Source organism: Nonomuraea sp. NPDC049758 (assembly GCF_040674635.1).
In the GTDB taxonomy this organism is placed as follows: domain Bacteria; phylum Actinomycetota; class Actinomycetes; order Streptosporangiales; family Streptosporangiaceae; genus Nonomuraea.
This window is the reverse complement of record NZ_JBFAMZ010000040.1, coordinates 26,399-49,736: the sequence shown is the minus strand read 5'-3', so window position 1 is coordinate 49,736 and position 23,338 is coordinate 26,399. Positions and strand designations below refer to the sequence as shown.

Genomic DNA, 23,338 nt, shown 5'->3' with positions numbered 1-23,338 from the left:
CCCGTGGCCCGGGTGCCCCCCCACCCATCAACCCGCCGCCCGGCCGGATGAGGGCCGGCCGCGCGACGTCCTCAGCCGGTCAGCTCGCCCACGCGGCGCATGACCTCGCGGCAGAAGGCGCCCACGCCGTCCGGGTCGTCGATGAACTGCGACGGCTTGATGCAGAACGTGGTGTACCCCTCGGCCATCCGGGCCGGGATGTGCTCCAGGGCAGGACCGAGCGGCGCGCAGGAGACGGCGTCGGGGAAGACGGCCCGCGTGCCGCCGGCCAGCTCCAGCTCGCCGATGTCCCGGCCGGCCGCCTTCATGCCGTCGGCCAGCGCCTTCATGTCCTCGGCGGGCGGGTAGCCGAGCGGGTTGAACCCGCTGCCCCAGCGGGTCATCCGGCGCAGCAGCCGGCCGCTCATCCGCGCGCCGCCGAACCACAGCGCGGGCCCGCTCTCCCGGTACGCCTTCGGCTCGAAGTACACCTCGTCGAACCGGTAGTGCCGGCCGTGGTAGGTGACCGGCGAGTCCCGCCAGAGCAGCTCCCAGATCTCCAGGTGCTCGTCGAGGAGCTCGCCGCGCCGCTCGAAGGGCACGCCGAGCGCGGCGTACTCGTCGCGGCTCCAGCTCACGGTGGGCAGCACGACGAGCCGGCCCTGCGACAGCAGGTCGAGCGTGCCGAGCTCGCGGGCCAGTGCCAGCGGGTGGCGCAGCGGAGCGAGCACCGCGGCGGCGGCCAGGCGCAGCCGGGTGGTGACCGAGGCGACGGCCGCCAGCAGGCCCAGCGAGTACGGCCACGGCGTGAACGGGTCCTGGTTGCCGGGCAGCGCGTACTCGCGGGGGTTGGCCATGCGGCCCCGGGCGCCGGCGTCGGGGCCGAGCACCAGGTGTTCGCTGATCATGACCGAGTCGAACCCGGCGTCCTCGGCCTCACGCGCCCACTGGACCAGCACCGGCAGGTCGCGGGCCGAGGTCATCGTCCAGTTCTCGGACAGCACGAGTTGCATGCGCGGTTGCTTCATCTTGCATTCATACCCGAACGATCTTCAGCAAGCTAGCTCTTGAACGCAATCGTTTGGCACCTTACGATCCCTCCAAAATCCGCAGAGAGGTCGCCCATGATCCCCATGAGGGCACTCGCCGTCCCGCTCGCCGCCCTGCTTCTGGCCGCCGGGTGCGGCCTGTCCGACGACCCGCCGGCCGCCTCGTCCGGGGCCGCCGGCGACGTCATCAAGGTGGGCGGCGTCAGCTCGCTGAGCGGCGCGGTCACCTTCCCCGACTCCTCGGCCGCCGCCAAGGCCGTCTTCGACCGGGTCAACGAGCAGGGCGGCGTCAACGGCCACAAGATCGAGTACGTCAGCGCCGACGACAAGGGCGACCCGGCCGCCGCCGCCCAGGCCGCCCGGGACGTCGTCACCAACCAGGGCGTGGTGGCGCTGGTCGGCTCGGCCAGCCTGCTCGACTGCGCCGTGAACGCCCCCTTCTACCAGCAGTCGCGGATCGTCTCGGTGCAGGGCACCGGCGTCGACCCGACGTGCTTCGAGTCCCCGGCGATCTCCCCGGTGAACACCGGCCCGTACCTCAACATGGCGATCAACCTCTACTACGCCTCCGAGGTGCTCAAACGGGACAAGGTCTGCATGTTCCTGGCCATCCTCGGCAACACCAACGACGCCTACGGCGGGGCCGTGAAGAGCTGGACCGCGCTCACCGGCAAGAAGCTCACCCTGGACGACCGCACGGTCAAGCCGGACTCCGACCCGACGCCGTTCGTGCTGCGCGCCCGGCGGGAGGGCTGCCAGGCGGTCCTGTACAACGGCACCGAGCCGATGGCGATCTCCTGGATGAAGGTCGTCAAGCAGCAGGGCCTCAGCGGGATCGACTGGCTGATGACCACCGCCCCCTACACCGAGGCCGTCGCCAAGGCCCTGGGCGCCGACGGAGACGGCATGTACGCCAACGCCGAGTTCGAGCCGTTCACCGAGACCGACTCGCCCGCGCTGAAGGACTGGCGCACGCTCATGACCTCGAAGAACGTGCCGCTGACCTCCTTCGGGCAGGGCGGCTACCTGGCGGCCACCTACTTCGTGGACACGCTGAGGACGATCAAGGGGCCGATCACCCGGGAGTCGGTGACGGCGGCCTTCCAGGCGCTCAAGCCCGTCCAGACCCCGATGACCGGCACCCCGTACGAGTTCGGGCAGGCCGCCAGGCACTTCTCCAACCGGGCCGGCAAGATCGTGCAGCTCAGGGGCGGCGCGTGGCACGTGGTCACCCGCGAGTGGGTGCGCTACCCGGGGACGCTCGGCTGATGTTCCAGGGCCTGGTCTCGGGGCTGGCCGCGGGCGGCACGTTCGCCGCCCTCGGCCTCCTGCTCACCGCCATGTACCGGCTGACCGCGACGGTGAACCTGGCCGTCGCGGCGACCGGCGTGGCCGGGGTGTACGTGATGGCCGCGCTCGCCGGGACGGGGTGGCCGTACTGGGCGGCGGCCCTGGCCGGGGTCGCGGCGGGGGCGCTGGTGTCGGCCGGGTGCGGGTTCGTGATGACGCGGTGGTTCGCCGAGAGCGGGCCGCAGACCCGTACCGCGGTGTCGATCGCGCAGCTCATCGGGATCATCGCACTGGCCTACATCGCCTTCGGCGACGAGCCGCGGGTGCTGCCGAACCCGGCCGCGGGCCGCGTCGCCACGCTGGCCGGGGTGGTGGTGACGCAGGGCGCGGTCGTGCTGCTCGCCCTGGCCGTGGTGATCGGCGCGGGCACCTGGCTGCTGCTCACCCGGACGCCGCTGGGCCTGCGCCTGCGCGCCATGGCCGAGCGGCCGGTGACCACGGAGCTGCTGGGCATCGGCACCCGGGCGCTCACCGTGACCGTGTGGGCCCTGGCCGGCGCGCTGTCGTCGCTGGTGCTGCTGGTGGTGGCGCCCGTGCGGTCGAGCGACATCCTGTCGCTGAGCATGCTCATCGTGCCCGCCTGCGCGGCGGCGCTGCTCGGCGGGCTGCGGCGGCTGGCCGGGGCGCTGGCCGGCGGCCTGGCGCTCGGGCTGCTCGAAGGGGTGCTCGCGGGGTCGGCGGTGGTGCAGCAGTACCGGGACGTGGTGCCGTTCGCGGCCATCCTGCTGATCCTGGTGTGGAGCCGGCGGCGGGAGGTGTGGGATGCGTCCCGCTGACCGGCCGGTGCCGCGGTGGGCGGTCGCGGGCGTCCTGATGGCGGCGGGAGCCTACGGGCTGGCCGCCGGGCTGCCGGCGTACTGGGTGTTCCTGGCGATGTCGGCGGTCATCTCCGGGGTGCTGCTGCAGAGCCTCGGCGTGGTGGCCGGGCAGGCCGGGATGGTGTCGCTGTGCCAGATGGCCTTCGCCGCCATCGGCGCCTGGACCACCGCCCAGCTCAACGTCTGGGGCGTCCCCGGCGGCCTGTACGTCTGGCTGCCCCTGGCGGGCCTGGCCGCCGTGCCGTTCGGGCTGCTCATCGGCCTGCCGGCGCTGCGGCTGCGCGGCGTGCACCTGGCGATCGTCACGCTGGGCTTCGCCGCGACCGTGGACGTCGTGATGGCCGCCAACTCCTTCCCCGGCGTGAGCCAGGGCGTGGTGGTGGGCCGACCGGCGGGGCTGACCTCCGACCGCCAGTTCTTCCTGTTCTGCTGCGGCGTCTTCGCGCTGGTGGCGGTGGCGCTGGCGGTGGTGCGGCGGACCCGGCTCGGGGCGTCGTGGCGGGCGCTCAAGGAGTCCGAACGGGCCACGGCGGCGGCCGGCACCAGCGTGCCGGGGGCCAAGCTGAGCGCCTTCGCGGTGAGCGCCTTCATCGCGGGCGTGTCGGGGGCGCTGCTGGCCGGGCAGCTCGCCATGGTGGTCTCGCGCAACTTCGACCCGGGGCAGTCGCTGGTCGCCTACGCGGTGGCCGTGATGGCGGGGGCCCACCACGCGGAGGGCGCGCTCATCGGCGGGGCGCTGGGCATGCTGGTGAGCGAGTTGCTGCGGCGGTTCGGCGTGCCGCAGCAGTGGGCGAACGTCGTGTTCGCGGTGGGCGCGGTGCAGGCGATGACGCAGGGCTCGGGCATGAGCGACGGCCTGCGCGCCGCCCTGCGCTCCCGCCGTGCCCGCCGCTCACGCGGGTCCGGCGCCGCACCGGACGTGCCCGCCGCGGCGGCGGCGCCCGAACTCCCCGCGCCCGGCCCGGACGGACGGCCGCCGGCGTTGCGGATCGAGGGCGTCAGCGTGCGGTACGGCCAGGTCGTGGCCGTGGACGGCGTCGGCCTCACCGTGCTCGCCGGCGAGGTGCACGGGCTGGTCGGCCCGAACGGCGCGGGCAAGTCGTCCCTGGTGGACGCGATCAGCGGGTTCGTGCCCGCCGGCGGCGGCCTGGTCGAGGTCGGCGGCGTGGCCGTCGCCGGGGCCCGGGGCGGCACGGCGGTCCACCGGCGCGCCAGGGCCGGGTTGCGCCGCACGTTCCAGCAGGACCGGGTGCCGGTGGGCCTGTCGGTGCGCGAGTACCTGCGCTTCGCCGCGCGCCGCGCCCTCAGCGACGCCGAGCTGGCGGAGGGCCTGGCCGGGCTGGTGGCGGCGGCGCCCGGCGACCCGATCGCCGCGCTCGACGTGGGCAGCAGGCGGCTGCTGGAGGTGGCCGGGACGCTGCTGGCCCGTCCCGCGGTCGCGGTGCTGGACGAGCCCGCCGCCGGTCTCGGGCACGCCGAGAGCGAACGGCTGGGCGCCTGGCTGCGGCGGGTCCCCGCCCGGTACGGCGCCGCCGTCCTGCTCATCGAGCACGACCTGGACCTGGTCAGGGCGGCGTGCACGGGCGTGACCGTGCTGGACTTCGGCCGCGTCATCGCCCAGGGCCCGCCCGCCGAGGTATTCGCCGAGCCCGGCGTCCTGCGGGCCTACCTGGGTCAGGAGCCCGCCGCGTGAGCGGGCGGACGGGAGGCGTCCCCATGGATCTCGTGCTGCGCGACGTGACCGTGGCCAGGGGCGGCCAGCCGGTGGTCAGGGGCGTGACGCTGACCGCCGCGCGCGGGCAGGTCACCCTCCTGCTCGGCCCGAACGGCGCGGGCAAGACCACGCTGCTCGAAGCGGTCTCGGGCGTGCTGCCCGCCGCCGGGGGCGAGATCGTCCTCGGCGGGACCACGCTGACCGGCCGGCCGCGCACCCACCGGGCCCGGCACGGCCTGGCGCACGTGGAGCAGGGCCGGGCCGTGTTCGCCACGCTCACCACGCGTGAGAACCTGGCCCTGGCCGGCGACCCCCGGCGCGCGCTGGAGCTGTTCCCGGAGCTGGAGCGGCGGCTCGACGTGCGGGCCGGGCTGCTGTCCGGCGGCGAGCAGCAGATGCTGGTGCTGGCCAGGGCCATCGGGACCGGTCCCGCGGCGCTGCTGCTCGACGAGATGTCGCTCGGCCTGGCCCCGGGCGTCGTGCGCCGGCTGCTGCCGGTGATCCGGCGACTGGCCGACGAGGGCTGCGCGGTGCTGCTGGTCGAGCAGTTCGCGCACGCGGCCCTGGCTTTGGCCGGCAGCGCGTACGTGCTGGCCCACGGCGCGATCACCTACGGCGGCGACCCCGCGCCGCTGCGCGAGTCGGATGCCGCGCTCAGGCGCGCCTATTTGGGAGATGATTCATGACGAACGCGGATCTTTTGCTGGTCAACGGGCGGGTGCTGACCATGGACCCGGCGCGGCCGTACGCGACCGGCGTGGCGGTGCGCGACGGCGTGATCGCGCACGTCGGCGACGCCGTCGGCTGGAGTGCGGCCGAGGTGGTGGACCTGCGGGGCCGCGTCCTGCTGCCCGGGATCAACGACTCCCACCTGCACGCCTGCGGCTACGGCCTGACCCGCCCGCCGTTCTGCGTGGACGTGGCGGTGGGGTCGATCGCCGAGGTGCGGGAGCGGGTCGCCGCCGCGGTACGCGCCGCCGGGTCCGGCGAGTGGGTGCGCGGGATCGGCTGGAACCCCGGTCGGCTGGCCGAGGGCCGGTCTCCGTCGAGGACGGACCTGGACGACGTCGCCCCCCACCATCCCGTCCTCCTCCAGGACTTCTCCGGCCACACGACGTGGGCGAACTCCGCCGCGCTCCGGCTGGCCGGGTTGCCCGACGACGGCGACGGCCTGCTGCACCACGGGGACCAGGGCCTCGTCCAGCGCCTGGTGCCGCCGCCGCCCGGCGGGCTGACGCGGGTGCTGCGCGAGGTGGTGGCCGAGCTGAACCGGGCCGGGATCACCAGCTTCACCGAGCCTGGCCTCGGGCCGGGCGGCGGGGAGGCGTTCGCGGGCGGCATGGGGCCGGGGGTGCTGGGCGCGTACGCGGAGCTGGCCCGGGCCGGCGAGCTGACCGCGCGGGTGAGCGTGCTGGGCCTGCCGAGCCCGATGTCGGGCGCCTCGGTCGCCGACACCGCCGCCTACCTCGACCGCCTGCCGGACGACCTGGACGGCGTGGACGAGCGGCTGGTCCGGCTGCTGGGCGTGAAGGTGTTCGCCGACGGGATCCCGCCGTCGGAGACGGCCTGGATGCGGGAGGCGTACCCGTCGGGCGGGCACGGCTCGCTGTGCACGCACGGCGGCACGGACGCCGAGCGGGTCGCCGAGCTGGACGAGATCCTGCGCCTGGTGCACGTGGCCGGCCTGCAGGCGGGCGTGCACGTGGTGGGCAGCCGGGGCGTGGACGCCGTCGTGGACGCGCTGGCCGCCATCTCCCGCGAGCACCCGCGGGCCGACCCCCGCCACTACGTGATCCACGGCCAGTTCGCCTCGAAGCAGGCGCTGGCCACGCTCGGCGAGCTGGGCTACGGGATCAACCTCCAGCCGGTGCTGCAGCGCGTGGAGTCGGGCACCACGCGCGAGCTGTTCGGCGCGCGGGCGGCCGAGCAGGAGTGGCCGGCCCGCTCGGCGATCGACGCGGGCGTGCTGACCGCGTGCAGCTCCGACGCGCCGGTGACCGCGCCGGACTGGCGGGCGGGCGTGGCGGCGCTGGTCGCCCGCGACGGCGAGGGGGTCTCGCTCGCCGAGGCCCTGGCCACCTATACGATCGCCGGAGCGCGGCAGGACTTCGCCGAGGGCTGGAAGGGCACGCTCACCCGGGGCAAGGTCGCCGACCTGTGCGTCAGCGCGGCGACGGCGGACGACGACGTCGTGGCCGCTCCGGTGGACCTGACGGTGTTCGGCGGCCGGGTCGTTTGGTCCCGTTCGTGAGTGGCGATCGTGAAGATTGTTAGGTACCGAATATACTTTCGTGCCATGACGGGACACCACACGCTGCGCCAGACCGAGGAGGCCATCGGCCAGCGGCTGGGCGACCTCAACATCGACTTCGAGGCCATGTGGGCGGTGTCGAACGTCTACCGGGCATCCTCGGCCATCCGCAACCACCTGGAGCAGACCGTCCTGCGCGACACCGGCCTGACCTGGACGGGGTTCGTGGTGATGTGGGTGGTGTGGATCTGGGGCGAGAGCGAGACCCGCCACGTCGCCGCCGAGGCGGGCATCTCCAAGGGCACGCTCACGGGCGTGGTGAAGACCTTGGAGTCCTACCGTCACCTGCGCCGCTTCCCGCATCCCACGGACGGCCGCCGGGTCATGCTGGCGCTCACCGCGACCGGCGAGCGGCTGATGCGCGAGCTGTTCCCGGAGTTCAACCGGCAGGAGGCGTTCGTGGTCAAGGAGCTCGACAGCGATCAGCGGCGCGAGCTGGCCGGCTCGCTCCGGCGCGTCATGGAGCACCTGGAGAGCATCTGACCGGCAGCTCCTTGATGCCGTTGACGAAGTTCGAGCGGATCCTTCGCACCTCGCCGGCGAGCTCGATCGACGACAGGCGCGGCAGCAGCTCCTCGAACAGCACCCGGATCTCCAGCCTGGCCAGCGCGCCGCCGAGGCAGTAGTGCGGGCCGCCCCTGCCGAACGTCAGGTGCTCGTCGGCGTCCCGGCCCACGTCGAACCGGTACGGGGCGGGGAAGACGCGCTCGTCTCTGTTGCCCGAGGCGTACCACATGACGACCTTGTCGCCGGCGGCGACGCGGCGGCCGTGCAGGGTGACGTCGCGGGTGGCGGTGCGGCGGAAGTGGTAGACGGGCGAGGCCCAGCGCAGGAACTCGTCCACGGCCCGGGGCATCAGCGCCGGGTCGGCGCGCAGCCGGTCGAGCTGGGCAGGGTGCTCCATGAGGGCGAGCATGGCGTGCGAGACGGCGTGCCTGGTGGTCTCGTTCCCGGCCACGACCAGCAGCAGGAAGTAGTTGTCGAAGTCCCGGTCCGACAGCGGCAGTCCGTCCACGGGCTCCTGGTTGACGAGCCTGCTGACCAGATCCGTGCCGTGGCCGCCGCGGCGGCGGGCGGCCAGCTCGCGGCCGTACTCGAAGACCTCCAGGGAGGCCGGGCTGCGGAAGGGCAGGTCCTTGAACTCCTCGCTCTCGCGCAGCCGCTCCGGGTCGGTGTTCTCGATGATCTGGTTGCCCCAGTCGATGAGCCGCTGGGTGTCGGGCACGTCGAGCATGCGGGCCAGCACGTTGATCGGGAAGTCGGCGGCGACCTCCTTGACGAAGTCGAACTCGCCCTTGGGCAGGGCGGCGTCCAGGGTCGTGGCGGTCAGGCCGCGCAGGAACACCTCGTAGCCGGCCACCGCCCTGGCCGAGAAGTCGCGCAGCAGCAGCCGCCGCAGCGCGTGGTGGCGGGGGCCGTCGGTCTCCAGCAGGGAACGGCGGATCGCGGCCTGCCGCTCGTCCACCTCCTCCAGGTTGGTGAAGCCCTCGGAGGTGAACGTCTCCGGGTCGCGGCCGACGGCCACGATGTCGGCGTGCCTGGTGACCGCCCAGAAGCCTCTGCCGTGCCCGTGCTCGTCCTGCCAGTGGACGGGCGACTGCGCGCGCAGCACGTCGAACATGCGCCAGGGGGTCACTCCGTCGGTGAACCGGCCGGGGTCGGCGAGGTCGACGTCTGCCAGGCGCATGGCTCTCCTTCACCTTGTTTGGCCACAAACATTACGTCTGGCGACTTATCCGGACAAGGGTGCTTGTGGGGTCGTGCGGATGCGAATGAGCTCTGAGGCCGGCGCGCCGTTGCCCTGAGCCGCCGACGGTCGCGCGGTTACAGTGGCCGGGTGACCACCGACCAGCACGGCCTGGCCATGTCCGGCGCGAGCGCCGCCGCCGCCCGCCACTACGACCAGGCGATCGACGAGCTGCTGCACTTCCGGGCCGAGGTCGCCGCCGAGGCGGCCGCCGCGCTGGCCGACTCCCCCGGATTCCCGATGGGCCACGTGCTGGCCGCCTACCTCGACCTGCTGACCACCGAGGCGGCCGGCGCCCGTGCCGCGCGGGCCCGGTTCGCGTCCTTCCGCCGCCGGGCCGACGAGTCGTCGCTGCTGCCGCGCGAGCGCGCGCACGTGGCGGCCGTCCAGGCGCTGCTCGACGGCGACCTGACCACCTGCGGCGCGCTGCTCGCCGAGATCGCCGTCGCCCACCCGCGCGACGCGCTGGCCCTGGCCGCCGGGCACCAGCTCGACTTCTTCACCGGCGACGCCCGCTCGCTGCGCGACCGGATCGGCGGCGCGCTCACCGCCTGGCACGATGACGACCGGCACTTCGGCCACCTGCTCGGCATGTACGCCTTCGGCCTGGAGGAGGCCGGCCACTACGACCGCTCGGAGCAGGTCGGCCTGCGCGCCGTCGAGCTCGACCCGCGCGACGTGTGGGCGATCCACGCGGTCGTGCACACCTACGAGATGCAGGGCCGCTTCGGCGAGGGCGTGCGCTACCTCGACGCCCGCCTGGACGACTGGTCCACCGGCACGTTCTTCAACGTCCACACCTGGTGGCACTACGCCCTCTACGCCCTGGAGAGCGGCGACACCCGGCGGGCGCTGGAGGTGCACGACGCGGCGCTGGCCGGCGGACGCACGTCCATGGAGCTGCTGGACGCCGCCGCGCTGCTCTGGCGGCTCCTGCTGGAGGGCTCCGACCAGCACGAACGCTGGCAGGCCCTGGCCGAGGCGTGGCCGCCGCTGGTGGCCGAGCCGTTCTACGCCTTCAACGACGTGCACGCGGTCATGTCGTACGTCGGGGCCGGGCGGATCGGGCAGGCGGAGAAGCTGATCGCCTCGCGGGAGGCGTACACGCTGGAGTGCCGTCCGGAGGTGACCAACGTCGCGATGACGCTGCGGGTGGGGTTGCCGGTGTGCCGGGCCCTGGTGGCGTACGGGCGGGGCGACTTCGCGGCGGTGGTCGACCTGCTGCACCCGATCAGGCACCGGGTCGGCGAGTTCGGCGGCAGCCACGCCCAGCGGGACGCCGTGCAGAAGACGCTGCTGGAGGCGGCGCTGCGGGGCGGGCGGCACGAGCTGGCGCGGGCGCTGGTGAGCGAGCGGATCGGCGTGCGGCCGTGCAGCCCGTTCAACTGGCTCAAGCAGGCGGCGGTGGCCGACGGGCTGGGCGACCGCGCGGCCGCCGCCGTCGCCCGCCGGAAGGCCGCGACGCTGATCGCCGGCGCCTGACCCGCCGGCGGTTCCCCCACCCGGCCGCTGCGCCGCGGTCGCCGCGGGACGCGCGGCCGGAAGTGTCGCACGCGCCGAGTAGGGTTCCCTTCATGGATCGGGAACTCACCTTGATGGTCGTCCACGCCCACCCCGACGACGAGTGCCTGAGCACCGGCGGCGTCCTCGCCCGCTACACCGACGAGGGCATCCGCACCGTGCTGGTCACCTGCACCAACGGCGAGCAGGGTGACGACACGGGCGGCGTCAAACCAGGCGAGGACGGTCACGACGCCGTCAGGGTGGCCGAGCGGCGGCTGGCCGAGCTGCGCGAGTCCGTCGCGCACCTGGGCATCGACCACCTGGAGCTGCTCGGCTACCGCGACTCCGGCATGGACGGCTGGGACACCAACCACCACCCCGACGCGTTCGCCAAGGTGCCGGTCGAGGTGGCCGCCGCCAGGCTGGGCGAGCTGATGGAGCGCTACCGCCCGCAGGTGGTCGTCACCTACGACGAGACCGGCGGCGGCGGTTACGGCCACCCCGACCACGTGCAGGCCCACCGCATCACGGTGGCCGCCGTCGAGGCGACCGGCATCCCCGACAAGTTCTACTACACGGCGATCCCCCGGGCGGCGATCAAGCGCATGTTCGAGCTGATGCGCGACAGCGGCGTCGACCTGGGCGGCTTCGAGCCGTCCGACGACTTCGGCACCCCCGACGAGCGGGTCGACGCCGTCGTCGACGTCACCCCCTACGTCGAGCGCAAGCTCAAGGCTCTCAAGGCCCACGAGAGCCAGGGCGAGAACATCTTCCTCCTCCGCATGCCCGACGAGGCCCAGCACCAGGCGTTCTCCCACGAGGCCTTCGAACGCAAGCTGAACAAGGTCAACGCCCCCGACCACGAGGAAGACCTCTTCACCGGCCTCCGCCCCTGACCCTCCCTCCCGCCGGGCTGTCCGGCGGTGATGGATCTTCGCCGAGTCGCGGTCCCGGTCCGGCACCAGCAAGCTCGTCCACCTGGACCTCGGCCTCGGCTGGCCGGCTTCCCTGTGTGGTGCGGCATGACGGGCGACCAGCCGTGGTCCGGTGCGACCACGGCCGGACATCTCAACGACCGTCCCCGGGTGCAGCACCCGGTTTGATCCGGGCCGACAGCACGGGCGGCCCGGTCGCCGAGTGCCGCGAAGACGATCATGCAATCCGACGACGTCCGTGCGCCGCAGGACAAGCAGTTCGCAGAGCGACCCAAGGGGGATTCCTTGAGGCGGTGCGGGCCGTCGTCATGTCCGGCGGCCCGCGACGGTGACGAGCGGCGGCACCAGAACGGCCAGGGCGCCGCCGATCCACAGCACACTCACCGGGCCGGCGGCATCGACCGCCAGGCCGCCGACGAAGGCGCCGAGGGCGATGGACAGGTTGAACGTCGAGACGTACAGGGAGGACGCGGCCTCGGTGGCGGTAGGGGCGGCGTTGAGCATCCAGGTCTGGAAGGTGACCGGGACGGCGCCGTACGCCAGTCCCCAGACGACCAGGATCGCAGCCGCGGACCGGACGTCGTGGCTGCCGATCGCGACGGCGGCCATGGCGGCGGTGAGCAGCAGGCCGATGCCGCACACGGTCTGCCGCAGGCGCGTGGTGACCAGGGCGCCGGCGAGGAAGTTGCCGCAGATGCCGGCGACGCCGAAGACGAGCAGCAGCACGCTGATCATGCCGTCGGCGACGCCGTCGTCGTGGAGGATGGGCCGCAGGAAGGTGTAGGCGGTGAAGTGCCCGGTGACGGCCAGGAAGGTCATGGCGAGGCCGGTGCGTACGGCGCGGTGGGTGCGCAGCACGCGCGGCAGGTCCGCGAACGTCAGGGTGCGCTGCGGTGCCACCTTCGGCATCACGATGACCATGCAGGCCAGCGAGATCAGGCCGAGCACGCCGACGGCGGCGAACGCGGTGCGCCAGCCGGCGAGGTCACCGGTCAGGGTGCCGGCGGGCACGCCGAGCACGGAGGCGGTCTCGACGCCACCGAAGACGACCGCGGTGGCGCGGGCCACGTGGCGTTCGGGCACCAGGCGCAGGGCGATGCCGCCGGCCAGGGACCAGAAGCCGCCGACACTGATGCCGATCAGGAAACGGGCCAGCAGGACGACGGCGAAGCTGGTGGCGAAGGCGGAAGCGAGGTTGGCCGCGCCCACGATGCCGATCAGCACGACCAGCACCAGGCGGCGGTCGATCCGGGCGGTGGCCACGGTGACCAGCGGCGCCGCGACGGCGGCGACCAGCCCGGGCACGGTGACCATGAGCGCGGTGGTGCCCTCGGACAGGTCGAGGGTGGTGCCGATGGGGGTGAGCAGTCCGACGGGCAGCAGTTCGGACGTCATCAGGGCGAAGATGCCCAGCGTGACGGCGAGGATCGCGGACCAGCCCCGGACCGGTGAGGGGCCGGGGCCCTGGGCCGCGTCCGGCGAGCTTGCGTCGATGGTGGTCATGGGTGAGGGGCCTCTCCGGGTGTGGTCAAGGCGCGGGCGGTGGCCGCGACGAGGCGGCCACCGCCCGGGAACAGGGACACGGGGCGCTTACTCGGTGCCGGGGGTCTTGCGCGTGGTCACGTTCATGCGGTTCCAGGCGTTGACCGTGAAGATCAGCGCGATGAGCTGGGCCAGTTCCTTGTCGTCGAAGTGCCGCGCGGCCTCGTCGTACACCTCGTCCTCGACTCCTCCCGGCAGCAGGGTCACCGCCTCCGCGAGCGCCAACGCGGCGCGCTCCTTCGCGGTGTAGAGGCCGGCCTCCTGCCAGGCGCTGAGCTGGTAGATCCGCGCCTCGCTCTCACCCGCCCGGCGGGCGTCGCCGGTGTGGTAGTCGATGCAGTACGCGCACCGGTTGATCTGCGAGGCGCGGATCTGCACCAGCTCGATCAGCACGGGGTCCAGCCCCTCGCGAGCCACGGCGTCCAGGGCCAGCACGGCCTTGAAGACCTTGGGGGCGACACGCGAGAGGTTCATCCGTTCGGCAATGGCAACGTTCGTCATGCCACCACGCTAGGAGCGTGATCGGCCCACGATATGGTGCATTCCGATGACTCTTTCCTGGGCCAATTCGTGAGCGGCAGCGACCTGCATCTGGAGCTCACCGGCAACGGCGGTGCCCGCGTACGGCTGATGCGGGCCCTGCGCGAGGCCATCCGGTCGGGACGGCTGGCGCCCGGCATCCGGCTGCCGCCCTACCGCGCCCTCGCCGTGGACCTGGGCATCGCCCGCAACACGGTGGCCGCCGCCTACGCCGAGCTCGTCGAGGAGGGCTGGCTCACCGCACGTCAGGGCTCGGGCACCGAGGTCGCGCACCGCGCCGCGCCGGTGGAGCCGGACCTGCGGCGAGCTCCCGCGCGTCCGTCCCGCCCGCGGATCGTCCACGATCTGACGCCCAGTTCCCCCGACGCCGCCGCCTTCCCCCGCTCGGCCTGGGCCACGTCGGCCCGGCGGGCGCTGACCGCCGCGCCCAGCGACGCCTTCGGCGTCGGCGACCCCCGTGGCCGGCCCGAGGTGCGTCAGGCGCTGGTGGACTACCTGGCTCGCACCAGAGGCGTACGCACCACGGCGGAGCACATCGTGATCTGCTCGGGGTACGCGCACGGGTTGCGGTTGCTGTGCCAGGTGCTGCGCGGCCCGGTCGCCGTCGAGGCCTACGGGCTCGCCTTCCACCGCTCCCTGCTGACCGAGGCCGGGCTGAGGACCGTCCCGCTCACCGTGGACGCCCACGGCGCCCGGATCGAGGACCTTCCCGCCACGGACGTGCGAGCGGTCCTGCTGACGCCGGCGCACCAGTACCCCACCGGAGGCGCCCTGCACCCCCGGCGGCGGGCCGCGGCCATCGACTGGGCCCGCGCCACGGGCGGCCTGGTGCTGGAGGACGACTACGACGGCGAGCTCCGTTACGACCGCGAACCGGTCGGCGCCGTGCAGGGCCTCGACCCCGACCGCGTCGTCTACTTCGGCTCGACCAGCAAGAGCCTGTCGCCATCGCTGCGGCTCGGCTGGATGGCGCTGCCCACCCGGCTGGTGGACGACGTGCTCGCCGCCAAAGGTTCGCGCGAGTTCTGGTCGAGCGTCACCGACCAGCTCGCCCTGGCCGACTTCATCGCCTGCGGCGCCTACGACCGCCAGCTGCGCCGTATGCGCGCGATCTACCGGCGCCGCCGGAGCCTGCTCACGGCCACGCTCGCCGAGCGCGCCCCGCACATCACCGTCAGCGGCATCGCCGCGGGCCTGCACGCCGTGCTCGACCTTCCCCCTGGCACGGAGGAGGCCACCCTGCGCGCCGCCCGCCGCCTCGGCCTCGCCCTCGACGGCCTGGGCCCCTACCGGCATCCGGACAGCGCCATGCCGGCACGTGACGGCCTGGTCGCCGGGTACGGCACACCAGCTGAGCACGCGTTCGCCGCCGCGCTGGACGCCCTGTGCCTTGCCCTGCCGGCCCCCGGTGACACCGATGAGGCCCGCCCCAGATGACGACCCGGCCGTAGCGCGGTCTTCCCAGGCCATGTCGCCCGGTCGCGCTCAGGGCCTCCGCGGGCCCGGCCCGACCGGACCGCCTCACGGGGACCGCCCCTTGATAAGAGTCTGTGAACCAGCGCCCGGGGTTCAGGGGTTGACGGGGTGTTCGGTGAAGTGGCCGCAGGGGCGGAAGCCCAGGCGGCGGTAGACGGGCTCGCCGTCGGCTGACGCCTGCAGGACCGCGATGCGATGAGCTCGGTCGCGGGCCGTGCGGAGTGCCGCGAGCGTGATGGCGCCGCCGTAGCCCCGTCGGCGGTGGGCGGCCAGGGTGGAGATGTTGTAGATGCCGGCGACCCCCGCGTGATGGAACACTTCGGCGGAACAGACCGGGCGGCTGTCCACGTAGCCGACCAGATACCGGGCCGGACAGTGCGCGGCCAGTGCCCGCGGGGCGGCCCGGGCGAAGAAGCGGCGGACGGTGTCGGCAGGCGGATCCCAGTTCGCGGCCAGAACCGTGGCGTAGTCGGCGAGCTGTCCGGGCGTGGCGACCCGCTGGATGTCCAGCCCCCGGACGGCAGGCGGCGGCAGGGCCTCGTCCAGCTCGGCCCACATCGCCGTCTCGCGTTCGGACGCCGGCAGGCCGGCCGCCGTCAGGCGGGCACCGAGGTCCGGCGGTGTCGAGGCGGGCCCCACCCACCAGGAGAAGCGGCGGCCGGTGCGAGCCGACGTCCGAACGGTCTCGCTGATGCGGGCCGCGGCGTCGGCGACGGTGAAGCGGGCCGCGGCGACGATGTTGAAGGTGTCGTCGTCCAGGCCGCTGTCGGCGACCAGGAGGTCATCGGTCTCCGTGACGGTCGCGCCGGTCATGCTCCGGTGCAGGTGACAGGCGTGTTCCGCCAGGTTCCGTTCCATCCTGTCCAGCAGGTCGGCTTCAACGAGTGGGTGATCATTCATGCTGAGTCCTCATCTCCCGGAGCGGGGTGTCACCGCGGGGTCCGGGAGGCCATCAGGGCCTCGGGGAAGCCGGGACCGTGGACGACGTGGATCTGCCCGAGGTCGGTGACCTCGCCGCAGGTGCCGCAGGTGGTCTGCTCGGTGATGGGCCCGCCGCAACCGGTGTGCCGATACAGGATGGGCGGACCGTCGGGTGCCGCCCATCGATCACCCCACTGCGTCAGCGCGATGATCACGGGTGCCAGGTCGAGCCCCTTCGCGGTCGCGGCATAGCGGCCCCGGTCGGGCTGGTCCTTGCTCGACCGTCGTTCGAGTACGCCCGCGTCGACCAGGCTGTCCAGGCGTTTGGCCAGGATGTTGGTCGCGATGCCCAGGCGCTGGAAGTCGGCGAACCGGGTCGCTCCGGCGAACAGCACGTCACGCACGATCAGCAGGCTCCATCGCTCGCCGACGACCTCCAGCGCCCTGGCGGCCGAGCACACCTGCGTGTCGTAGGTCTTGCCGAGCATGGCGACCCCACCTCCGAGAGGAGCACTTGCGTGATGCAAGACTACCCCTCTAATGTCGCTTGCATCACGCAAGTACGCTCTCGAATGGCGGACGGCTCCATGGCCGCGACCACGGCGTGACCAGCGAGCCCGCCTGCCCGTCCGGAACAAAGATCATGTGGAGGTCACCGATGAGCGGATTGCTGCTCAAGGACAAGAACGCCGTGCTCTACGGAGGCGGCGGCGCGATCGGCGGCGCCATCGCACGGGTTTTCGCCAGGGAAGGCGCGCGGGTCTTCCTCGCCGGGCGGACGCAGGCGAGGCTCGACGCCGTGGCACGTGACATCGCCGCCGTGGGCGGAAAGGTCGAGACGGCGCGGGTCGACGTGCTCGACCAGGAGGCGGTCGACAAGCACGCCGCCGCGGTCGCGGCGACGGCCGGCGGCATCGACATCGCCGTGAACGCCGTGAGTGTCCAGCACGACCAGGGGACTTTGCTGGCGGATCTGTCGCTGGAGGAGTTCATGCGGCCGATCGACGGCTTCCTGCGGACGCTGTTCATCACCAGCAAGGCTGTGGCCCGGCACATGGGGGGCGAGCGTCCCGGTGTGATCCTGACGCTGTCGGAGCCGGGTGCCAAGCTGGCCGTCGGCGGCATCTTGGGGCACGCCGTGAGCGCGGCCGGCAAGGAGGCGTTCTCCCGGGTTCTGGCCGCGGAGCTGGCACCGAGCAATGTCCGGGTGATCGGTATCCGTCCGCACGCCGTCGTCGACGCGCCGGCCGCCGGTTCCTACACCAAGGAGCTCTTCGAGCAGGCGGCGGCAGCGGCCGGACAGTCGGTCGAGGAGATGCTCGACGGCGGGGCGATGGCCCAGGGGACGCTGCTCAAGAGGCTGCCGACGCTCTCCGAGATCGCGGAGACGGCCGCGTTCCTGGCGTCGGATCGAGCGGGGGCCATGACCGGGACGATCGCCAACCTGACCAGCGGCGCGATCGTCGACTGAGTTCAGATTCGCCAAAACGTTCGCCGGGGGGGCGGGGGCAGTGAGGGCGCGGACGGGGCTCGCTCTCACAGGACCGGCGAGGCGAACTCGGCGCGATCGCCGGCCCCGAGACGGAGGCCGTCACCGCAACATCGAGTGGAAGGCCACCTGGGGGCGCACGCCGCGCCCATTGGCCAGCGTGTCGAAGCGGGTGGCGACAGCGCGCCACCGCCACTCGGCACCACCGCACGCTGGGCGCCCAGGCGATCAAGAACCTGGCGATGGGCCTGGACCATGCTGGCCGCCGAGCCCACTTCCTGCTCCACGATCGAGAGGGGTTGTCAGAGGCCCGCTATGTCGATTGCCTGGTCGAGGTACGCCTCGGTGCTTCCGGGCCAGAAGCGCTCGTAGAGGAGATATTCCAGCGGGTCCCGCCGCTCGTCCGTCAGGAATTCGCGGGCGGCCCGGGGGTGGTTGGACAGGGCGGCCATGACGGCCGCCATGGGGTCCCGTTCGTCCAGGGGAATGGCACACATCGGCCGTGAGTCCGGACGGAGGTTCCGCCAGTACGGAGACGCGGGAGGCTGGCTGCGTTCGTAGTCGTAGACCTTGAAGGCGAGGTCACGCAGGAACACGTCGGCGAAACAGCCGCATCGCAACAATTGCCCGAGCGCGAAACCGGTTTCCGGGTCGTCGAGGTTTTCGAGCAGACGGTGCACGTAAGGGGTCGAGATCCTGGCCGCGCCGGGTGCGCGCGAAGCGGTGCCGAGAAGCGTGCTCAGCGCCCTGGCCAGTCTGTCGAGGCTGGTGGACTGGATGGCATGCGCGCGGCGCAGACCGGCCAGAAGGCTCTTGAGCTGGCGCGGCGGCATCACGGCGGCGAACGCCACGGCGAAGTCGGGGTCGTTTCGGCGCTTTTCGAGTTCGGCCAAATCGTGGGAATCGATGGCGCCCTTCTTCCCCTCCGCTCCGCAGAACGACTGGACGAAGGAATCGTAACCACAAGAATGATCGGACAGCGCTGCACCAATTTTCCCGATAAAAACGAAAAGTCGGGCAGGCAATCTCCTCTATAGACCCCCTCTCGGGACAAATCGTTCGCCAGCGCTGCACATCACGAAGAGGTAACATTAGCGAGCCCTCGGACGGACACGAAAAAACCACACGCCCGACCGGAATCCCGGCCCCCGCAGCCACCAAGACAGGTCCCGAACGACCCCGCCCCTCGCCGACCCGGACGCCGGCGAGCGACCGAGCCGAGGGGAGTTTCGCGGCCCGCCGAAGGGCCCGCCGGAAGGGAATGCGGCGTGTATTCCTTGACAGGCATATACCCGAAAGGGAATATGAAGGCATGTCCGTCGACGCGTTCTCCGTGCTCTCCGAGCCGACCCGGCGTCGGATCCTCGATCGGCTCCGAATGGCCGAGAGCAGTGTGAACGAGCTGGTCGAGGCGCTCGATGTCAGCCAGCCGACGGTGTCCAAGCAGCTGAAGGTGCTCAGGGAGGCCGGGTTCGTCACCTGCCGCACCGAGGCGCAGCGACGGATCTACCGCCTGCACGCCGGCCCCTTCCAGGCGCTGGACGACTGGCTTCAGCCGTACCGGGCCCTGTGGGACACGCATCTCGACGCCCTTGAGCGCCATCTCGACAACCTGGAGCAGCCATGACCCCAGACGCGTACCGCCCGAGCCCGCCGGCCCACGTCGGCAGCGAGGTGACGGAAGGACGCTGGACCCTCGTCTTCGTCCGCGACCTGCGGCATCCGCCGGAGAAGGTGTGGCGGGCGCTGACCGAGCCCGGACAGCTCGCGGCGTGGGCGCCGTACACCGCCGACCGTGATCTTTCCGAGGCCGGTGACGTGACCCTCACGATGATCGACGACGAGAAGCCTCAGGACCTGGTGGCCGAGGTCGTCCGCGTCCAGCCGCAGACGCTGCTGGAGTACACGTTCGGCACCGACCTGCTGCGGTGGGAGCTGGCGGCGACCGGCGGCGGCACGCGTCTGACGCTGCGGCACACCGTCCTGGACCGTGACCTGCTGCCGAAGGTGGCGGCCGGATGGCACCTCTGCCTCGACGTGGCCGACAGGCTGCTCGAAGGGCGGCCGATCCCGCCGATCCGGGGTGCGGCGGCGGTCGGCTTCGGCTGGTCGGAGCTGAACGACCGGTACGCCCGGCAGCTCGACGTCCCGAACACCGGCCTGCCCGGCCACCTGAAGGACGGCGACCAAAGCTCCTGACGGGCCCGCACCACGCCGGACGCCGCCCCGGAGCCGACAGGGGCGGGGAAGGCGGCCGGGCTGCGATGATGAGCTCCCATCCGGAGACGTCGATGCCGCCCGGGGCGTACGGCATCGGCGGCGCGCGCCAGGAAGGCAGGCTCGATGATCGCTGTTCTGGGCGAGTGCGTCGCCGACGGCTTCACCACCGCGCCAGGCGACGCGGGGGGCGACGCAGGGCAGGGCGGCGAGCTCGGGTTGCGGGTGCTGCCGGGCGGCGGCCCGGCCAACACGGCGGTGGCGCTGGCCAGGCTCGGCACGCCGGCCCGCTTCCTCGGACGCATCTCCGGCGACGTGTTCGGCGCGCTGTTCCGTGAACGTCTGGCGTCCTCGGGCGTGGACCTGTCGGCGGCCGTCGAGGCCGCGGAGCCTAGCACGCTCTCGGTCGCCGCGCTCGACGGCGGCGGCCAGGCCGCCTACACCTTCTACGCGGGCGGCACCGCCGACTGGCAGTGGAGCCGGGACGAGCTGACCCCGGCCCGGCTCGGACCGGCCGCCTGCCTGCACACCGGGTCGCTGGCGCTGGTCAGGGAGCCGGGCCGGGCGGCGGTCGAGGAGTTCGCCCGCGCGGCCGCCGCGCGGGCCACGGTCTCGGTCGATCCCAACGTGCGGCCCACTCTCGCCGCCCGCGAGGACTACCGGGTCGAGCGCTGGTGCCGGTGGGCCGACCTGCTCAAGCTCAGCGAGGACGACCTGCGCTTCCTGATGCCCGGCGTGCCGGTGGAACGGGCCTGCGACACCTGGCACGCCGCCGGGGCCCGGCTCGTCGTGGTGACCCGCGGGGCGGCGGGCGCGCTGGTGTCCCTCGACGGCGAACGGGCGGAGGTGCGGGCGCCGGAGGTCGTCGTCGTGGACACGGTCGGCGCCGGCGACTCCTTCACCGCCGGGCTCCTGCACGACCTGGGCGCGCGTGGCCTGCTCGGCGGCCGGCTCGACGGCCTCGACCTGGACACCGCCGTGGCCGCCGCGTCGTTCGCGGCCCGGGTGTCGGCGCTGACGTGCTCGGTGGCGGGCGCGAACCCGCCCTGGGCCGACGCGCTGGCAACCCCCTGACCGCCGCCCGCACGGGACCCCGGCAAGCAACCGGGACCCCGCCCGAGGCGGCGGACCTCGTGGTCCAGAAGGCAGGTCAGGTGAGGGGGACGGTCGTGGTGGGGACGTTGTAGCCGCGCACGCGGAGCGCCGGCTGCCGGCCGCCGAGGTCGCTCGTGCGGTACGTGGCCGTGATGGTCGTGGTCTCCCCCGGCCACAGCGTGACGTAGTTGTCGGTGTAGGTCACCGGGACGACCTCGCGCCCGTCCGCGACCACCTCCGGACGTACGAGGAAGGCCAGGCCGGACGGGTTGCGCAGGGTGATCGTGACGGTCTCGGTCCCGGCCGAGGCGGCGCGGACGCCGGTGGCGGCGACGTCGGCGGCGGGCAGGGCGTTCAGGCCGGTGAGGTCGGCGTAGGTCTTCGGCGTGGTGCGGTACCAGTTGCTCTTGTTGCCGAGTGTGTCGGGCGCGGTGGAGTACCAGTAGACGTTGTCGCTGACCTTCGCGCCGGCGGCGTCCTTGAGCTGGAGCCTGATCAGGTACGTCCGCGACAGCCCGGTCAGCGCCGGGATCGTCAGCACCTGGACGCCGGCGTTGGCCGTGGCGGTGACGGGGGCCGAGGCGGTGTACTGCTGGGCCAGGTCCGGCAGGTTGTGCACGGAGACCGTGGCGGTCAGCCCGGACCGCGTGGTGAGGGTCGAGTTGACCACGTGGACGGCCCGGGTCAGGTAGTCGTAGGCGATGTGCACGGGTTCGGTGGCCTTCTTGGTGCCGAAGTAGCCGCCGCCGGGCTTGAGGTAGTAGTCGTAGAGGTTCCAGTGGACCGACGGCCAGGCGTTGTTCAGCATCCAGAAGATCGAGCCGAACGAGCGCACGTGCTGCCTGGCGCTCCACGCCTCGAAGAAGGCGCGGGCGTTCTCGTAGTTCTGCGCCTCGGACTTGCGGGACTGGTCGGCGGCGGAGGCGGGCGTGCCGTAGCGCTTGGCCAGGCCGGTGCTGTAGGGGGCGGTGGTGTCGAACACGCTGCCCGGCTTGCCGGCGTGGTAGTTGTACGCCGTCCCGATGGGCCAGACGTCGGCGGGCGCGAGGAAGCGTTGCAGCGTCTCCAGGGGCGGCGGCGACTCGGTGCCCTCCTCCCCCGTGCTGCCGTACGCGCCGCCGCTCCGGCTCTCGTCCCACCACAGGACCGGCGGCTCCCACACGTACGGGCCGTCCATCTTCATGCCGGCGTCGGCGTTGGACCAGGTGGCGACGTTGTCCAGGGTGGGGTTCTGCCAGTGCAGGGCGGTGGCCACGCTCTTGTAGGCGGCCAGGTGCCCGGCCGTCGGCGGCTGGTCGCTGCCGTAGGTCCACAGGAACACCGAGGCGTGGTGGCGCAGTGAGCGGAGCTGGCTGTCCAGCGAGGCGCGGGCGACCTGTTCCTGTTCGGCGGTCCAGGCGCTGTCGTCCTCCCAGGCGCTGCAGCAGACGAAGCCCGGCATGACCAGGATGCCTGCTTTGTCGGCCATGTCGTACAGTTCCTCGTTGCCGAGGGTGCCCTCCAGCCTGATGGTGTTCAGGCCCATGTCCTTGGCGTAGGCGATGTGGGCGGCGTTCGTCCTGGTGTCCCAGCGCTGCATCAGGTCCCACACGTACCCGCCGCCGCGCAGCAGGATCGGCCGGCCGTTGATCTTGTATCCGGCGAACGAGGTGCCGTTGACGGTGGTGCGGTAGTCGGTGACCTGGCGGATGCCGAAGTCGATGGTCTTGCTGTCGGAGGCGCCCGCACTGACCGTCAGGCGGTACAGCTCGGGACTGCCGAACTGGTACGGCCACCACAACACCGGATCGCTCACGTGCAGGGGCGCGAAGGCGACCTCCTTGCGCTCGCGGGCGGCCAGCGTGACGGCCTGGGAGAAGGTGAGGTCGGGCCGGCCCGCCTTGGTGATCGTGCCGCTGACCGTGGTGGTGACGGGGGCGTTCGTCGCGTTGACGGCGTCCACGTAGACGGTCAGGTCGGCGGCGGCGCCGGACAGGGTGGTCCGCACGTACGGGTCGCGCAGGGCCACCGGGCCCGTGGTGTCCAGCAGGGTCGTGTTCCAGATGCCCGCGTTCATGTCGGGGGCCTCGGGGTTCCAGTCGACCGTGCAGGTGGACAGGTCCTTGCAGTCGTGGCGCGGCGGGGTGACCTTGACGGCCAGCGCGTTGACCGCGCCGGGCCGGATCGCGGCGGTGGCGTCGTACTCGTGGCCGACGAACGTGCCCACGGCCGCGGCGTCGAGCTGCACGCCGTTCAGCCAGATCTGGGCGCGGTAGCTGAGGCCCTTGAAACGCAGCCAGTACACCTGGCCGGGGGCCGTGGCCGGGGCGGTGAACTCGCCGCGGAACCACCAGTCCTGGGTGGTCAGGTCGGGCACGTTCTTGAGGTTCTGGCCGAAGTAGACGTCCTGGTAGACACCGTTCGCGACCAGCCCGGCCAGGACGGTCGAGGGCAGGGTGACCGGGTGCCAGCCGGTGGTGGCGTACCCGGGCGTGGAGATCACCGCGCCGGTGTCGGCGAGGCCGGTGGCCGGGCGCAGCGCCCAGCCCGAGGCCAGCTCGGTCGAACCGGCCGCCGCGACGGCGCTGCCGGCGCTCACCACCCCCGAGGCGAGCAGCAGGACGAGCACGGCCAGGACGCATCTGATCGATCGTGACATGCGCAGCTCCTGAG

Annotated in this window: 21 protein-coding genes; 13 read left to right on the top strand and 8 right to left on the bottom strand. The window is 72.7% G+C overall.

Translation table 11 applies throughout. The annotated features are described in order from the left end of the window. Positions 1–71 precede the first annotated feature (71 nt). Positions 72–1,007 carry a TIGR03619 family F420-dependent LLM class oxidoreductase gene (locus AB0J46_RS49735; protein WP_364343778.1) on the bottom strand — a complete coding sequence of 312 codons (936 nt, stop codon included), beginning with the start codon at positions 1,005–1,007 and terminating at the stop codon, positions 72–74. A gap of 96 nt (positions 1,008–1,103) precedes the next feature. Here AB0J46_RS49735 and AB0J46_RS49730 point away from each other — a divergent pair, with 96 nt between their 5' ends. From AB0J46_RS49730 to AB0J46_RS49705, 6 genes are read left to right on the top strand one after another with little or no spacing between them, the layout of a single operon-like run. Further along, positions 1,104–2,297 carry an ABC transporter substrate-binding protein gene (locus AB0J46_RS49730; RefSeq protein ID WP_364343775.1) on the top strand — a complete coding sequence of 398 codons (1,194 nt, stop codon included), beginning with the start codon at positions 1,104–1,106 and terminating at the stop codon, positions 2,295–2,297. Further along, positions 2,297–3,154, top strand: coding sequence for a branched-chain amino acid ABC transporter permease (locus AB0J46_RS49725; RefSeq protein WP_352327194.1), 858 nt, complete (start codon positions 2,297–2,299; stop codon positions 3,152–3,154). Before AB0J46_RS49730 ends, AB0J46_RS49725 begins: the two co-directional genes overlap by 1 nt. Then, the gene (locus tag AB0J46_RS49720; RefSeq protein ID WP_364343772.1) at positions 3,141–4,889 is read left to right on the top strand and encodes an ATP-binding cassette domain-containing protein; all 1,749 of its coding nucleotides are present in this window, start codon (positions 3,141–3,143) and stop codon (positions 4,887–4,889) included. Before AB0J46_RS49725 ends, AB0J46_RS49720 begins: the two co-directional genes overlap by 14 nt. A 23-nt stretch (positions 4,890–4,912) precedes the next feature. After that, the gene (locus AB0J46_RS49715) at positions 4,913–5,596 is read left to right on the top strand and encodes an ABC transporter ATP-binding protein (RefSeq protein WP_364343769.1); all 684 of its coding nucleotides are present in this window, start codon (positions 4,913–4,915) and stop codon (positions 5,594–5,596) included. Beyond that, the gene (locus AB0J46_RS49710; RefSeq protein ID WP_364343766.1) at positions 5,593–7,161 is read left to right on the top strand and encodes an amidohydrolase family protein; all 1,569 of its coding nucleotides are present in this window, start codon (positions 5,593–5,595) and stop codon (positions 7,159–7,161) included. The genes AB0J46_RS49715 and AB0J46_RS49710 overlap by 4 nt, the downstream gene beginning before the upstream one ends. Before the next feature lie 45 nt (positions 7,162–7,206). After that, the gene (locus AB0J46_RS49705) at positions 7,207–7,704 is read left to right on the top strand and encodes a MarR family winged helix-turn-helix transcriptional regulator (protein ID WP_352327198.1); all 498 of its coding nucleotides are present in this window, start codon (positions 7,207–7,209) and stop codon (positions 7,702–7,704) included. On the opposite strand, the gene AB0J46_RS49700 is transcribed toward AB0J46_RS49705, so the two are convergent. Next, positions 7,679–8,908, bottom strand: coding sequence for a cytochrome P450 (locus AB0J46_RS49700; RefSeq protein WP_364343763.1), 1,230 nt, complete (start codon positions 8,906–8,908; stop codon positions 7,679–7,681). The genes AB0J46_RS49705 and AB0J46_RS49700 overlap by 26 nt on opposite strands. A gap of 150 nt (positions 8,909–9,058) precedes the next feature. Here AB0J46_RS49700 and AB0J46_RS49695 point away from each other — a divergent pair, with 150 nt between their 5' ends. Beyond that, a complete protein-coding gene (locus AB0J46_RS49695; RefSeq protein WP_364343760.1) occupies positions 9,059–10,450 on the top strand; it encodes a tetratricopeptide repeat protein in 1,392 nt (463 codons plus the stop codon). 92 nt (positions 10,451–10,542) lie between these two features. Then, positions 10,543–11,367 (top strand): PIG-L family deacetylase, encoded by an 825-nt coding sequence (locus AB0J46_RS49690; RefSeq protein WP_364343757.1) that lies wholly within the window; start codon positions 10,543–10,545, stop codon positions 11,365–11,367. A gap of 345 nt (positions 11,368–11,712) precedes the next feature. Here AB0J46_RS49690 and AB0J46_RS49685 read toward each other — a convergent pair whose 3' ends face one another. After that, the gene (locus tag AB0J46_RS49685) at positions 11,713–12,909 is read right to left on the bottom strand and encodes an MFS transporter (protein ID WP_364343754.1); all 1,197 of its coding nucleotides are present in this window, start codon (positions 12,907–12,909) and stop codon (positions 11,713–11,715) included. Between the two features lie 87 nt (positions 12,910–12,996). Then, a complete protein-coding gene (locus AB0J46_RS49680) occupies positions 12,997–13,449 on the bottom strand; it encodes a carboxymuconolactone decarboxylase family protein (protein ID WP_364343751.1) in 453 nt (150 codons plus the stop codon). A gap of 69 nt (positions 13,450–13,518) precedes the next feature. Here AB0J46_RS49680 and AB0J46_RS49675 point away from each other — a divergent pair, with 69 nt between their 5' ends. Next, on the top strand, positions 13,519–14,925 hold the full coding sequence (locus AB0J46_RS49675; RefSeq protein WP_364343748.1) for a PLP-dependent aminotransferase family protein: 1,407 nt from the start codon (positions 13,519–13,521) through the stop codon (positions 14,923–14,925). A gap of 132 nt (positions 14,926–15,057) precedes the next feature. Here AB0J46_RS49675 and AB0J46_RS49670 read toward each other — a convergent pair whose 3' ends face one another. Continuing rightward, positions 15,058–15,864, bottom strand: a complete 807-nt coding sequence (locus tag AB0J46_RS49670) for a GNAT family N-acetyltransferase (RefSeq protein WP_364343745.1) — start codon at positions 15,862–15,864, stop codon at positions 15,058–15,060. A gap of 29 nt (positions 15,865–15,893) precedes the next feature. Then, positions 15,894–16,373 carry a helix-turn-helix domain-containing protein gene (locus AB0J46_RS49665; RefSeq protein ID WP_364343742.1) on the bottom strand — a complete coding sequence of 160 codons (480 nt, stop codon included), beginning with the start codon at positions 16,371–16,373 and terminating at the stop codon, positions 15,894–15,896. Between the two features lie 170 nt (positions 16,374–16,543). Between AB0J46_RS49665 and AB0J46_RS49660 the strand changes: the two genes are divergently transcribed. Continuing rightward, a complete protein-coding gene (locus AB0J46_RS49660; protein ID WP_364343739.1) occupies positions 16,544–17,356 on the top strand; it encodes an SDR family oxidoreductase in 813 nt (270 codons plus the stop codon). A gap of 320 nt (positions 17,357–17,676) precedes the next feature. On the opposite strand, the gene AB0J46_RS49655 is transcribed toward AB0J46_RS49660, so the two are convergent. Beyond that, positions 17,677–18,399 (bottom strand): hypothetical protein, encoded by a 723-nt coding sequence (locus AB0J46_RS49655; RefSeq protein ID WP_364343736.1) that lies wholly within the window; start codon positions 18,397–18,399, stop codon positions 17,677–17,679. Positions 18,400–18,686: 287 nt separating this feature from the next. On the opposite strand from AB0J46_RS49655, the gene AB0J46_RS49650 reads away from it, so the two are divergent. From AB0J46_RS49650 to AB0J46_RS49640, 3 genes are all read left to right on the top strand, one after another. Beyond that, on the top strand, positions 18,687–19,001 hold the full coding sequence (locus tag AB0J46_RS49650; RefSeq protein ID WP_358286085.1) for a metalloregulator ArsR/SmtB family transcription factor: 315 nt from the start codon (positions 18,687–18,689) through the stop codon (positions 18,999–19,001). Then, positions 18,998–19,573, top strand: a complete 576-nt coding sequence (locus AB0J46_RS49645; protein WP_364343733.1) for an SRPBCC family protein — start codon at positions 18,998–19,000, stop codon at positions 19,571–19,573. Before AB0J46_RS49650 ends, AB0J46_RS49645 begins: the two co-directional genes overlap by 4 nt. 144 nt (positions 19,574–19,717) lie before the next feature. Next, positions 19,718–20,665, top strand: coding sequence for a carbohydrate kinase (locus AB0J46_RS49640; RefSeq protein ID WP_364343730.1), 948 nt, complete (start codon positions 19,718–19,720; stop codon positions 20,663–20,665). Between the two features lie 76 nt (positions 20,666–20,741). Here the strand turns inward: AB0J46_RS49640 and AB0J46_RS49635 are convergent, their stop codons facing one another. After that, positions 20,742–23,324 carry a glycoside hydrolase family 2 protein gene (locus AB0J46_RS49635; RefSeq protein WP_364343727.1) on the bottom strand — a complete coding sequence of 861 codons (2,583 nt, stop codon included), beginning with the start codon at positions 23,322–23,324 and terminating at the stop codon, positions 20,742–20,744. Between the last annotated feature and the right edge of the window lie 14 nt (positions 23,325–23,338).

Coding starts and splice junctions, on each gene's coding strand:
- AB0J46_RS49735 (WP_364343778.1), bottom strand. CDS start 1,007: ATGAAGCAACCGCGCATGCAACTCGTGCTGTCCGAGAACTGGACGATG.
- AB0J46_RS49730 (WP_364343775.1), top strand. CDS start 1,104: ATGATCCCCATGAGGGCACTCGCCGTCCCGCTCGCCGCCCTGCTTCTG.
- AB0J46_RS49725 (WP_352327194.1), top strand. CDS start 2,297: ATGTTCCAGGGCCTGGTCTCGGGGCTGGCCGCGGGCGGCACGTTCGCC.
- AB0J46_RS49720 (WP_364343772.1), top strand. CDS start 3,141: ATGCGTCCCGCTGACCGGCCGGTGCCGCGGTGGGCGGTCGCGGGCGTC.
- AB0J46_RS49715 (WP_364343769.1), top strand. CDS start 4,913: ATGGATCTCGTGCTGCGCGACGTGACCGTGGCCAGGGGCGGCCAGCCG.
- AB0J46_RS49710 (WP_364343766.1), top strand. CDS start 5,593: ATGACGAACGCGGATCTTTTGCTGGTCAACGGGCGGGTGCTGACCATG.
- AB0J46_RS49705 (WP_352327198.1), top strand. CDS start 7,207: ATGACGGGACACCACACGCTGCGCCAGACCGAGGAGGCCATCGGCCAG.
- AB0J46_RS49700 (WP_364343763.1), bottom strand. CDS start 8,908: ATGCGCCTGGCAGACGTCGACCTCGCCGACCCCGGCCGGTTCACCGAC.
- AB0J46_RS49690 (WP_364343757.1), top strand. CDS start 10,543: ATGGATCGGGAACTCACCTTGATGGTCGTCCACGCCCACCCCGACGAC.
- AB0J46_RS49685 (WP_364343754.1), bottom strand. CDS start 12,909: ATGACCACCATCGACGCAAGCTCGCCGGACGCGGCCCAGGGCCCCGGC.
- AB0J46_RS49680 (WP_364343751.1), bottom strand. CDS start 13,449: ATGACGAACGTTGCCATTGCCGAACGGATGAACCTCTCGCGTGTCGCC.
- AB0J46_RS49670 (WP_364343745.1), bottom strand. CDS start 15,864: ATGAATGATCACCCACTCGTTGAAGCCGACCTGCTGGACAGGATGGAA.
- AB0J46_RS49665 (WP_364343742.1), bottom strand. CDS start 16,373: ATGCTCGGCAAGACCTACGACACGCAGGTGTGCTCGGCCGCCAGGGCG.
- AB0J46_RS49660 (WP_364343739.1), top strand. CDS start 16,544: ATGAGCGGATTGCTGCTCAAGGACAAGAACGCCGTGCTCTACGGAGGC.
- AB0J46_RS49650 (WP_358286085.1), top strand. CDS start 18,687: ATGTCCGTCGACGCGTTCTCCGTGCTCTCCGAGCCGACCCGGCGTCGG.
- AB0J46_RS49645 (WP_364343733.1), top strand. CDS start 18,998: ATGACCCCAGACGCGTACCGCCCGAGCCCGCCGGCCCACGTCGGCAGC.
- AB0J46_RS49640 (WP_364343730.1), top strand. CDS start 19,718: ATGATCGCTGTTCTGGGCGAGTGCGTCGCCGACGGCTTCACCACCGCG.
- AB0J46_RS49635 (WP_364343727.1), bottom strand. CDS start 23,324: ATGTCACGATCGATCAGATGCGTCCTGGCCGTGCTCGTCCTGCTGCTC.